Source organism: Acinetobacter sp. IK31, from assembly GCF_035615195.1.
In the GTDB taxonomy this organism is placed as follows: domain Bacteria; phylum Pseudomonadota; class Gammaproteobacteria; order Pseudomonadales; family Moraxellaceae; genus Acinetobacter; species Acinetobacter calcoaceticus_C.
In genome coordinates this window covers 23,418-35,315 of the sequence record NZ_JANBOB010000020.1, presented here as the reverse complement: position 1 = coordinate 35,315, position 11,898 = coordinate 23,418, and the positions used below count along the sequence as shown (strand labels likewise).

Annotated in this window: 14 protein-coding genes; 6 read left to right on the top strand and 8 right to left on the bottom strand. The window is 37.2% G+C overall.

Features of this window, described 5'->3' with window-relative positions:
* The coding region (locus tag MSG66_RS12175) for a hypothetical protein (protein WP_324654241.1) at positions 1-80 on the bottom strand (80 nt) is incomplete at its 3' end.
* 100 nt (positions 81-180) lie between these two features.
* Here MSG66_RS12175 and MSG66_RS12170 point away from each other — a divergent pair.
* From MSG66_RS12170 to MSG66_RS12160, 3 genes are all read left to right on the top strand, one after another.
* A complete protein-coding gene (locus tag MSG66_RS12170; protein ID WP_324654239.1) occupies positions 181-1,371 on the top strand; it encodes a cupin-like domain-containing protein in 1,191 nt (396 codons plus the stop codon).
* An 85-nt stretch (positions 1,372-1,456) separates the two neighbouring features.
* The gene (locus tag MSG66_RS12165; protein WP_324654238.1) at positions 1,457-2,254 is read left to right on the top strand and encodes a DUF6502 family protein; all 798 of its coding nucleotides are present in this window, start codon (positions 1,457-1,459) and stop codon (positions 2,252-2,254) included.
* A gap of 28 nt (positions 2,255-2,282) precedes the next feature.
* A complete protein-coding gene (locus MSG66_RS12160) occupies positions 2,283-2,915 on the top strand; it encodes a hypothetical protein (RefSeq protein WP_324654240.1) in 633 nt (210 codons plus the stop codon).
* Positions 2,916-2,986: 71 nt separating this feature from the next.
* Here MSG66_RS12160 and MSG66_RS12155 read toward each other — a convergent pair whose 3' ends face one another.
* Positions 2,987-3,367 (bottom strand): winged helix-turn-helix transcriptional regulator, encoded by a 381-nt coding sequence (locus tag MSG66_RS12155; protein WP_133972049.1) that lies wholly within the window; start codon positions 3,365-3,367, stop codon positions 2,987-2,989.
* A 116-nt stretch (positions 3,368-3,483) separates the two neighbouring features.
* Between MSG66_RS12155 and MSG66_RS12150 the strand changes: the two genes are divergently transcribed.
* On the top strand, positions 3,484-4,044 hold the full coding sequence (locus MSG66_RS12150) for a flavodoxin family protein (protein ID WP_324654237.1): 561 nt from the start codon (positions 3,484-3,486) through the stop codon (positions 4,042-4,044).
* 37 nt (positions 4,045-4,081) lie between these two features.
* Here MSG66_RS12150 and MSG66_RS12145 read toward each other — a convergent pair whose 3' ends face one another.
* From MSG66_RS12145 to rpoD, 6 genes are all read right to left on the bottom strand, one after another.
* Positions 4,082-5,467: an APC family permease gene (locus MSG66_RS12145; protein ID WP_133972053.1), complete on the bottom strand. Its 1,386-nt coding sequence runs from the start codon at positions 5,465-5,467 to the stop codon at positions 4,082-4,084.
* 265 nt (positions 5,468-5,732) lie between these two features.
* Positions 5,733-6,917, bottom strand: a complete 1,185-nt coding sequence (locus MSG66_RS12140; protein ID WP_133972055.1) for an iron-containing alcohol dehydrogenase — start codon at positions 6,915-6,917, stop codon at positions 5,733-5,735.
* 1 nt (position 6,918) lies between these two features.
* Positions 6,919-7,452, bottom strand: coding sequence for a hypothetical protein (locus tag MSG66_RS12135; protein ID WP_042897610.1), 534 nt, complete (start codon positions 7,450-7,452; stop codon positions 6,919-6,921).
* Positions 7,453-7,533: 81 nt separating this feature from the next.
* On the bottom strand, positions 7,534-8,187 hold the full coding sequence (gene lipB / locus MSG66_RS12130) for a lipoyl(octanoyl) transferase LipB (RefSeq protein ID WP_324654236.1): 654 nt from the start codon (positions 8,185-8,187) through the stop codon (positions 7,534-7,536).
* Positions 8,188-8,392: 205 nt separating this feature from the next.
* Positions 8,393-8,680 carry a YbeD family protein gene (locus tag MSG66_RS12125; protein ID WP_042897606.1) on the bottom strand — a complete coding sequence of 96 codons (288 nt, stop codon included), beginning with the start codon at positions 8,678-8,680 and terminating at the stop codon, positions 8,393-8,395.
* A gap of 97 nt (positions 8,681-8,777) precedes the next feature.
* Entirely contained in the window at positions 8,778-10,661 is a 1,884-nt protein-coding gene (gene rpoD, locus MSG66_RS12120; RefSeq protein ID WP_324654235.1) for an RNA polymerase sigma factor RpoD, read from the bottom strand.
* A 358-nt stretch (positions 10,662-11,019) separates the two neighbouring features.
* Here rpoD and MSG66_RS12115 point away from each other — a divergent pair, with 358 nt between their 5' ends.
* On the top strand, positions 11,020-11,226 hold the full coding sequence (locus MSG66_RS12115; RefSeq protein ID WP_016137045.1) for a PA3496 family putative envelope integrity protein: 207 nt from the start codon (positions 11,020-11,022) through the stop codon (positions 11,224-11,226).
* Between the two features lie 74 nt (positions 11,227-11,300).
* Entirely contained in the window at positions 11,301-11,825 is a 525-nt protein-coding gene (locus MSG66_RS12110) for a YecA family protein (RefSeq protein ID WP_202743841.1), read from the top strand.
* The last annotated feature ends 73 nt before the right edge of the window (positions 11,826-11,898 follow it).

The window sequence follows — 11,898 nt, the reverse complement described above, 5'->3', positions numbered from 1 at the left end:
GAATCATTGTCATCGGAACCACAACCACTTAATGCTATGAAAATCAAAGCAATACTGCTTCCTTTTACTATATTATTCATCACATGAGCCCTTTTTTTATAAAAATGTGAAAATTTAACATTTTTAAAATAGATCAATTATAATGCAGTTGTAAAGATCAAATTTGAAAAAAGGTTCAACATGGCAGCTTATAATCAAATTGAAATATTCCAACAAAGCCAAAAATGGTTTGACCAGTTGCCACTTGAATGGAAAAAATGGCTTGAAGAAAATATAGAAAAAGGGTGTGCGATCGAGCAATTAGTCGATGTATTAAAAGCAAATGGTTTTGGGCTAACTTTTCAAACGAGTGAGCCGAATTTCCTAAGCTTATCTGACCAAGACCAAGAATGGATCATCGAACAAATTTTGAATGAGGTACCATCTGCGGAAATAGTGAAAAGATTAGTAGAGCAGGGGCTTCATCGGCAAAAAGTAGAAGAATATTTAGGTAATTTAGGAAATAATCAGTTATATAAAATTCTTAAGAAAAAGCATCACCAACTTAAAAAACGTGAATGGTTAATAGAAACTTTAGATCAATTAGCTCAGTTAGATTCTCATTACTGTAAAGAAATACCTTCAATCCCTGCGCCAATATTCTCAGATTTTATTAAAGATTATTACAGTCAGCATCGTCCTGTGATTTTGAAAAAAGGAGTAGATCACTGGCCAGCTCTACATAAATGGTCACCTGAATATTTTGCAACTCAATTTGGCCAGCATTTAGTTGAAGTTCAAATGAATAGAAATAAAGATGAGCAATTTGAAAGGCATTCACCTTTGTTAAAGCAGACTATGAAAATGTCGGAGTTTGTATCAAAAATTATGTCTGTCGAAGCAAGCAACGATTTCTATATGACTGCAAATAATGCGACCAATAGCCATCAAATGCTTCAGGAATTATTTTTAGATATAGGCGATTTTGCAGAAGGTTATTGTAACTTGGACCTAAAAGATGAACGTAGTTTTTTATGGTTTGGCCCCAAAGGAACCTTTACGCCTTTGCATCATGATTTAACCAATAATATGTTAGTTCAAATTTATGGACGCAAAAAAGTAACTTTGATTCCAGCCTTGCAAGTACCTCATCTATATAACGATCATTGGGTGTTTAGTGAGTTGAGCGATGCCAATAAAATAGATTTAAAAAAATATCCTTTAGCAAAGTCGATTACCCCATTAGAGTGCATTTTGAATGCTGGGGAGGCTTTATTTATCCCTATTGGTTGGTGGCATAGTGTAGAAAGTCTGGATGTTTCAATAAGTATTTCTTTTACCCATTTTAATGCCCCAAACCATTTTGTTCATCGGTTTCCAAAGGAGGCCTGATAATGGAAATTGCATCTTAAACCGTTCAGTGTGACAATTGCTCGGCTCATACTGCTTTTCAAAGATGAAGGAAAATTATTGCCCTATGTCCACACTCCAAACGAATAATGTAGAACTTAACCAAAAGCAGGTATTGCTGTTAATGGAATATCTGACTCAGTGGTTAATTCGTTCGGGAGTAGGATATAACGATTTTGTCACGGCATTAAAACCGGTTTTTTATCAAGAAGCTTTAGCCGAATTGGAACGTATAGAACAAAAGCCTACGGACTCGGCAGTAAGTTTACTTTCAGGACTACACCGTAAAGATGTAAATGCATTTAAAAAAGCGGCACAAACTGGACAGCCTTTAACTGAAGCAAACGTTGCAGAACCAGTAAGTGTTCCGGCTCGGGTGATTGGTTTATGGCTTGCAGAAGGTTTATCAGAAAAAATTCCTTTTGTTAGCAATGAGCAAATTAGCTTTGAAAATCTTGTAAAAAAAGTCTCAACTGAAAAGCATCCGCGGTCGATTTTGAATGAACTTGAGCGTTTAAATATTGTGAAAGAAGAAAATGGCATTGTGTCGTTACAGCAACGCAGTTTTATGCCGGATGTAGAGCAATTCGAGGTTCGAAAATTATTAACGAATAATTTAGAGGCACATTTAGCTGCTGGAGTTCATAATTTATTTCAGCCAGAAAAAGAACCATATTTAGAACAAGCAATTTTTGCTGATGAATTAACAGATGAATCGATTACTTTACTCAAAGAAGCAAGTTTACGTTTATGGGAAGATATATCACTACAAATACTCAAGTTAGCCATTGAACGTTGTGCACTCGATGAAGGAAAAGAGGGTGCAACCAAAACTTTCCGTTTCGGAGCTTATCAATATGACTAAAACAACTTATAAAAAATTAATAATATCTATGAGCTTTATTTTGATAGGTGGTCTTTTGACTGCTTGTGGTGAGGATTTATTCGCAGGCGGTGCCAGTTTAGGTGGATCAGGATATCCAACTAAACCCGGTAAACCAGGCGATTACGAGACACCAGCCGATGGAAATAAAGGTGACTCAAAAGATAATGAAATTTGGTTACCTGCACCAAGTGAAGATGACTGTAATGGCTTGCATCGTAAATTAGAATTTCTTAATAATGTAACAAGAGAACCAATTGAAAAAGAAACAGTTTTTAAATATGCACAGCAGTTAACTTTGAACGGTACTCTTGCTTTACAGATTACTCAAATGAATATGGGCTTAGAAAAAATACAAGAACGACAACCCGCTTGTTATGTACCTTTAGAACTCTATTTATTTGGAAATACTAAACGTTCTTATCCGGAAAATGAGTGTAAAGAGACTCAAACATATGAATATCAACCAGGTGAAACAAAAACTTTTATTGTCAATTATCCCGCATTTGAAGTCATGAATGGTACTTGGAAATATGGCCTAGAAAGTGCCTATTTGAAAAACAATGAAGAAGTAAAGCAATGTGAGCCTTTAACTATTCAATTTAAAATAAGTGCGCCACCTGAACCGATTAAAATCAATTAAGTTGAGTCACCTTTAATAGAAGAAAAAAGCTTAATCGATAATATTCAATAAAATTTTAAAGAGAGTATGAGTTAAGCTTGCTCTAGCATTTTTTCGTCATAGACGATTTGTGCTGCTAAAACCTGTTCAATATTGGTTTCAGCCCACTCTTTTAGCTGATAAGCCATTGCAGATACATTGTGTCCTAAAGGCGTAAGTGAGTAATCAACGCGAATTGGGGATGTATTCTGGATTTTACGTTCAATAAAGCCATCTCTTTCCAGCATCTTTAATTTTTGTGATAAGACCTTTGGGGAAATGCCTTGAATATTCTTTTTAAGCAAATTGAAGTGCTGAGTTTCTTCTTCAAGAACATTTAAAATCAATAAAACCCATTTATCTGCAATCTTTTCAAAAAATAAACGAGCAGGGCAATGTTGTTGAAAAATATTATATTTTAGACATTCATTCATACCATTCACCTATAATTTTTTGAAAAATTGCACTAGTTACCGACTAGTAACTAATTGACACCTAGTTTCTAAAATATATCATAAAGTGGAATTTAATAAAATAAAGGTTTTCTCCCATGTCTAACTCTAATATCGCGGTTGTATATTTCTCTGGTTACGGCCACACAAAAGTTGTTGCTGAAACGTTTGCAAACGAGATTAATGCTCAGCTCATCCAGATTGATCAGGAAGGTAATATTACTGATCAAGATTGGCAGACATTAAATGATGCGAAGGGGATTGTTTTTGGTGCTCCAACTTATATGGGTACAGCGCCATGGCAGTTTAAAAAGTTTGCTGATGCAACTTCAAAAGTGTGGTTTACACGTGGCTGGCAAGATAAAGTATTTGCCGGGTTTACAAACAGCGCAAGCTTGAATGGGGATAAGCAAGTAACTCTTATTCAACTACAAACTTTAGCATCACAGCATGGTGGGATTTGGGTGAGCCTTGGTTTATTACCAGCAAATACAAAAAACGCAACACGTGAAGATGTAAATAACTTAGGTGGTTCAGTGGGGCTTTTAGTTCAATCGCCTTCTGATGCAAGTGCGGAAGAGGTTCCGACAGGTGATCTTGAAACAACAAAACTTTATGCTCAACGTGTACAAAGCATTGTGAATAAAATTTACGGTTAATTTGACCATAAAAAAGGCGCTTTAAGCGCCTTTTTTATTACTCATGCTCGTTATGTTGCGGAGCATTATATTTGAAGCCTTTGGTTTTATAGGCAAGATAACCTACACCAATAACGGCCCAAGCTAAGCCAATTTGTAAGGCAAGCTTATCAATCTCTAACCACATCATAAATACACTGGCAAAACCAAGCGTTGGTATAACAATATAATTGATGATGTCTTTAAGCGTTTTATTCTTGCCATCTCTTAATGCATAGCGAGAAATCACAGAGAAGTTAACAAAACTAAAAGCAGTTAAGGCACCAAAACTAATCAAGTTAACAATATGCTCAAGGTCTAAAAAACCAGCAGATAAAGCAACTACACCAACAATAAGAATGTTGTAAGTTGGAGTATGCAATTTTGGACTGATATGACCAAATAATTTCTTGTTGATGACTCCATCGCGCCCCATCACATACATTAAACGTGATACGCCCGCATGTGCAGAAATACCTGATGCCATCACAGCGACTACAGCAAAATATAAAACCAAAGTTTTAAACATCAGACTACCAATCGCAGCGACCATCACAGGTTGTGATTCATCTAAAGGATTAAAGTAAGTGTTTGGATTACTTGGGAAATATAGTTGGATGAAGTAAGTACTTACAATGAAAATAATACCTGCAAGTAATGCTGTAGAAAAAATAGCCTTTGGTAGCGTTTTTTCTGCATCTTTTGTTTCTTCAGCAAGAGAAGATAAAGCATCAAAACCGGTAAAAGAGAAGCATAGTACGGTCGCGCCAGCAATTAAAGAACTGACAGACGTCATATCATTCCAAAAAGGAGTTAATGACCACAATGCCGCTTTATCTGGATTTAAAGTTCCATCTGCATATACACCTTGAGTAAGTAAAATATATACCTGATAAACAAAATAAAAAATTACGCCAAGCTGAATAATAACGATCGTGCTGTTAAAACGTGCAACAAACCGTGCACCAAATAAATTAATAACAGTCATGAGAGTTGTTAAACCAATCACCCATAACCAGTTATTTACTTCTGGAAAAAGAGCTCTTAGGTAAATATCTGCCAAGATAATATTAACAAGCGGTGACAGTAAATAGTCTAACCAAGAAGACCAACCCACCATAAAGCCAACATTAGGGTGAATTGATTTTTGAGCATACGTATAGGCCGACCCAGAAGAAGGGTAGCGCTTAATCATATGTCCATAACTGATCGATGTTAATAAAATTGCGACTAATGCAAAAATGTAGGAAGTTGGTACATGACCGCCACTTCGTTCTGACACTAAACCAAAAGTATCAAACAAAGTTAATGGCTGAATGTAAGCTAAACCAATAATAATAATATGCCAAAGCACAAGATTCTTTTGAAGCTTAGCTGTTGGTTTAGTCCCAGATAAATTTGTCAACGGCGTTATCCTCATAATCGTTGATCAAGGATCAGCTTGGTGTTAAGGATCGTTTGAGACGAACGATCCCCCCTACAGAAACAGATAAAGTGCGCCAATCTATCCTAAATTGATATAAATTGTCATTACTTTCATCTATTTTTTAGCAAATTTTTTGCCATGTATTTTAAATAAAATAATGAATAAAAATTCTTAGTCATAAAAAAGGTCTGATTTAATATATAAATCAGACCTTTATGAGTTTTTTGGAGTTTAACTTATCGAATTACCAAGCTTTTTCTAAGATATCTCGGATATCTTTTAAGCTTGCTTCTTTCGGGTTGTAAATAATTGAGCCATCATTTAGTGCTTTTTCTGCAACTTCATCAAGCTGTGCTTCAGTTACTTTACCTGTTTCACGTAAAGTGCGGGGTAACTTTGTTAAAGTAAACAGGCGATCACGCATTGCTAAGATAGTCGTAATTGCCCTATCTGCGCGCTGGCTTGCTGGAGTTTGTGCATAAATATCTGCACCAGCGAGTGGTAATAATAACTCGCCAATTTTCTGACCATTTACTTGCTTGTTATATTCAAGCACGTAAGGTAAGAATAAATTCATGCATAAACCGTGGGGCAGGTGAGCAACAGCGCCTAAAGCATGTCCTAAAGAATGGACTAAGCCGACCATTGAGTTAGAAAATGCAATACCCGCCATTGTTGAAGCTTGCGCTAGCTCCAAACGGCCTTGTGAGTCATTTGGGTTTTCTAATACATTGAACAGATTTTCACTAATTTTTTTAATGCCGGCACTTGCATAAGCATCGCTCAGTGGGTTAGCCGCCAGACATGTATAGGCTTCAACACAATGCGTTAAAGCATCCATGCCAGTCATTGCAGTTAAATGGGGGGGCAATGTAAGTGTCATGCGTGGATCTAAAATCGCTGCATGTGGCATTAAATAATAAGAAGCAAATGCTAACTTAACATTCTTTTGAGTATCTGAAACCACAGCAACCATAGTCACTTCCGAACCAGTGCCAGAAGTTGTTGGAATTACAAAAAATGGTTTTAATGGTTTCGGTAGGTTGTGAGCCCCTGCATATTGCAATAAGTCATTTCCACCTTCAGATACTAAAATGTTAGTTGCTTTAGAAGTGTCTATGACTGAACCACCACCTACAGCAATAATCGCATCACATTTGTTTGTGCGATAAGCTTCTGCTGCAAGACGAACGACTTCTAAACTCGAATCGGGTGGTACATCATCAAAAACATGACCAATAACAGCATCAGTCGTACTAAATGCAGCTTCAATCGGATTTAATAAGCCATTTGCGCGAACACCCTTATCTGTAATGATAAGAGGACGTTTTGCACCCAAAGTTGCAAGCTCAAACGGAATATGTTCTAGCGCAGCATTACCAGCAATGACTTTTACAGGACAAAAGAATTCGTAATATGGTTTGGCCATGTTATGCGCTCCGCTTGAAATAGGACTTGGCTACTTTTAAGTAAATGTTTGCAGCCTCGTTGAATTTTTCTTTTAGGGTAAGTTCAGTTGGGTATTCTTTGACTGCTAGTGAAGCAACCAATTTAGGTAAAATAAGAGATTCCATTTTATTTAGGCAGCGTACCAAGCGGATAGCAGCCGATACATCACCATCGGCAATCATTCGGTCATTGGCAAATGCTTGAGCAGTACTTTCTTGAAAAGAAAACACTAAAAAGGCATGAGTGACATGTTTGAATGTAATCGTTAAATCTGGTTTTTTTTCAGCTCTTTGAAGTAGCTCTAACTGTTTGTCTTCTGTCACTCGAGCAAAAAATGCTGGTCCATTCGGAAAAACATTCATTGAAAGTACAAAGTGAACAGGAAATTTAGATACTTCCTCTTGTATTTCAGTGTCCACTTGACTTGCCATGACTAAGCCACGACCAATAACATCCATCATGAGCTTAACGTAGGCAAGTTGCAGAGTCGGCTTTACCGCTTTTGTCGAAATCACTCGCGTATCCCTTGTTAAAATTATGCGAAAGCAAATTTAGAGTAATTACTCTAATCCATTTTTATTTCATCGCAAAGCGATTTATTCATATTTGACTTTAGGGTCATTAAAGTACCCAGTGCTATTAATATACTTAATAAAGTCCTGACAAAGTTGATCAAATGATGGACACGGAGTCACTAAATCTTGTATACGCACCATTTCTAAACCCGCATAACCGCAAGGATTGATGGTCTGGAATCCATTTAGGGCGCAGTCCAGATTTAGTGCTAATCCATGGTAACTACGGCCACGACGAATTTTAAACCCTAAGGAACCGATTTTACGACCATCTACATATACCCCAGGGGCATCGGGTTTGGCGTAAGCTTCAATTCCATATTTTTTTAAAATATCTATCATAAATTGTTCAGCAAAACTGACCAATGTACGTACATTCCATTTTAGCCGATTAAGATCAAACATAAAGTAAGCAACCAATTGACCTGGTCCATGCCAAGTCACTTGGCCACCACGGTCGGTTTGTACTACCGGAATGTCTGATGAAATTAGAATGTGTTCAGGTTTGCCTGCTTGACCTTGTGTTAAGACATTATGATGTTGAAGCAACCATAACTCATCAGGCGTATCTTGGTCACGCTCGTTTGTTAAGAGTTTCATGGTTTCAAATTTGCTTTGATAATCTTGTAAATCGTTCCATTGTCGAATGATCAAGTTGGGTTTATCAAAGCTCATCACAATATATTCCTATGAGTTAATTCAGGCGGTGCCCAGTTAATATCTATAAGATAGAAGCCGAAAACCTTGTAATTTTAAAGGATTTTATAAGAGGAATTCTAAATATTTGTATGATTTTTTCGAGGGTAATTGGCTTAAAAATTTCCAAAAAAAATACCACAGTAAGAATTTCTGACTGTGGTATTGATTTAAGAACTTAAAGTTAAAGCGCAGTTCGAATCTGCGGACAAGCAGCCAAGTCAGCATAAAGTGCATGAACTTGTTCTAATTCTTCAAAGCGCAATTGTGCTGTTAAAGAGTGATACTTGCCGGTGCGAGATTCTTGAACTTTTAGTGATGAGTGATCAAAATCTGGAAAATGTTTTACCAAAATATCGACTACAGCAACACGTAATTCTTCACCCGCATCACCAATAAGTTTAATTGGATAATCCATCGGAAATACCCAAAGATGTTCTTGTAGTTCGCGAGATGGAGTGCGGTCTAACATAAGTTACCTCATGATTTGAAACGCCTGCATCATCGCAGGCGTTTATAGCTCTTTCTATTAAATGGGGCTTGCTTTTGAAATTTCAAGCTTTCAAAACTTAGTCATTTTCCAAGAAAGAACGTAAGTGTTCAGAACGAGAAGGGTGGCGCAATTTACGCAACGCTTTCGCTTCAATCTGACGGATACGCTCACGTGTTACGTCAAACTGCTTACCCACTTCTTCTAGTGTGTGATCGGTTGGCATATCAATACCAAAACGCATTTTCAATACTTTTGCTTCACGTTCAGTTAAGTTTTCAAGTACTTCACGTGTTGCTTCTTTTAAGCCTTCTGAAGTCGCAGCATCAATTGGAGAAGTGATGTTTTGGTCTTCAATGAAATCACCAAGATGCGAATCTTCATCATCACCAATAGGCGTTTCCATTGAAATCGGTTCTTTGGCAATTTTAAGTACTTTACGAACCTTAACTTCGTCCATCTCTAAACGTTCACCTAGTTCTTCAGGTGTCGGTTCACGGCCCATTTCTTGTAACAATTGACGAGATACACGGTTGATCTTGTTAATCGTTTCAATCATATGCACAGGAATACGAATTGTACGAGCCTGATCGGCAATTGAACGGGTAATCGCCTGACGAATCCACCAAGTTGCATAAGTCGAGAATTTATATCCACGACGATATTCAAACTTGTCTACAGCTTTCATCAAACCAATGTTCCCTTCTTGAATCAAGTCAAGGAACTGTAAACCACGGTTGGTATATTTCTTCGCAATCGAAATCACCAAACGAAGGTTGGCTTCTACCATTTCTTTCTTAGCACGGCGTGCTTTTGCTTCGCCAATCGCCATACGCTTAGAAATATCTTTAATTTCAGCAACACTTAAATTAAGTTCTTTCTCAATATCTGCAATCTTTTGCTGGAATGCTAAAATATCCGGACGAACCTTTTCTAAATGCGCCCTGATCTCAGCAGGGGCTTTGGCAATCTGTTCATCTAACCAAGCTGGATTAGATTCTTGCTTAGGGAAAGATGTACGGAATTGAGTGCGATCCATACGGCCACGACGTACTGCGTAACGCATAACTTCACGTTCGTTGGCACGAATTTGCTCATGTGTACCACGAATCATTTCAGAAATGATGTCAAATAAACGCGGTGTAAACTTAAACATCATAAATACAGTAGCTAAAGCTTCTAAAGCTTCATCTGCTTCTGGGCTGTTACGACCATGTTTCTCAATAATAGCTTTTGTTTTAGTCCATGCAGCTTCAAGTTCATTAAAACGAACCTTTGCAACTTCAGGGTCTGGACCAGATTCACCTTCAGAGTCATCATCGCTTTCTGACTCTTCATCTTCTTCATCGTCGTCAAGCTTAACTTCTTTTACTGGTGTAGCTGGCGCTGCTTCTTCCTCAAGCTCTGTTTCTTCTTCTAGAACTTCAGGAATTTCTGCGTCAGTTTCCGGATCAAGATAGCCAGATAAAATATCGGCAAGGCGACGTTCGCCAGTCAAGAAATCATTATATTCTTTTAATACAACTTCAACAGCATTTGGCCAATACGCAATTGAATTAAGGACATCACGAATCCCTTCCTCAATACGTTTTGCAATGCTGATTTCACCTTCACGGGTTAACAGTTCAACTGTACCCATTTCACGCATGTACATACGTACAGGGTCTGTCGTACGCCCAGGCTCATTTTCAACCGATGCAAGTACGGCAGCAGCTTCTTCTTCAGCAACTTCATCGGCTGTGTCAGTTGACTCACCGAACATGGTATCGTCAGATTCAGGTGCACGCTCGTGTACAGGAATACCAACGTCTTGAAGCATTTGAATAATGTCTTCAATCTGTTCGCTTTCAGTAATCGAGTCCGGCAGATGATCGTTAACCTCAGCGTAAGTTAAGTAACCTTGTTCTTTGCCTCGGCTAATCAGAGCCGCTACTTGAGAAGTAGGGGAATGCATATCGCTCATCTTTGCTTACTCTTCGTTGAATCTGTGGCAGTGAAAAACCGTGCATGATAGCACAATTTGCTTGAAATATTTTGGATTTGATCGGTAACCGTTAAATAAAAAATATCTTTGAATTCACGTCTGTTTTTTGGATATTGGGTTAAATTCATTTTTTTCAAGCTTAGATTATGGAAAAGATCATAGAATTTTTTCTTGGTCATAAAAATAGTTCAGTTTTATAAATACACAATTTTTTGGGTGAAAAAAAGTACAAATATGCAGTTTAATGAAAAAAATATAAATAAAACTTGACATGATTCTGTAAGAGAGATAAATAGCGGCTAGACCCATTCACATTTTTTCATTAGAGGTAGTTTTAGTGTCTTCTACAGATTTTGAACTAGATGATAGCTACGGTGATGATGATGATGTCGGTTTTGATGAGTCATCAGGCAAAATCACTGCGAAAGAATCATTAGAAAAACGTAGATTAATTGATGATCTATTAGCTCAACGCCGTTTAGAGCGTGAGTTGAAGGATTTTGATTATGATTTAGACGATGATGATCTTGATGATGAAGACTAATCAAATCTGAATAGGGCATCGTCAGCTTAAATGCTATGCTATCGTAGATTTCTTTTTTATAGTCAGGTAACACAATGAGTGCGTTAGATTTAGACCAATTAAGTGAATATCTAGATGGAGACCACAATGAGTATGGTCTAGATTTCGCTGCAACTCATGGTTTTCTGAGTGCAATTGCAGTAGGCCCTCAGTTTGACCGTTGGTTAGATGAGCTGTTTGATAATAACCATAAAAAGGTGCCTGCTGAAATTATTCAGCAAATCAAGGCGTGGTTAGAGTCAATTCGACAAGATTTAGCAAATGAAAATGGAATTGCATTTCCATTTGAAGTTGAAGAAGCTGATGTTGAATCTAGCTTAGGCGACTGGAGTGTGGGATTTGTTGATGCAATGTTCTTAAATGAAGAGGCATGGTTTGCCCCTGAATATGAAGAACAATTAATTGATTTAACTTTACCAATGATGGTATTTAGTGGAATTGATGAAGAAGATCCGCAGATGGAATCTTTCCGTCGTAATGGACAGCTAATGGATGAACTGGCAGAAGAAATTCCAGATAATTTGAATGAATTATACTTGATGTATCATACGCCAAATTAAACTTTAAAAATTATGTAAATAACGTCCTTTCTAGGGCGTTTTTTATTTGGAAAAATTTAATTATATAAAGTTA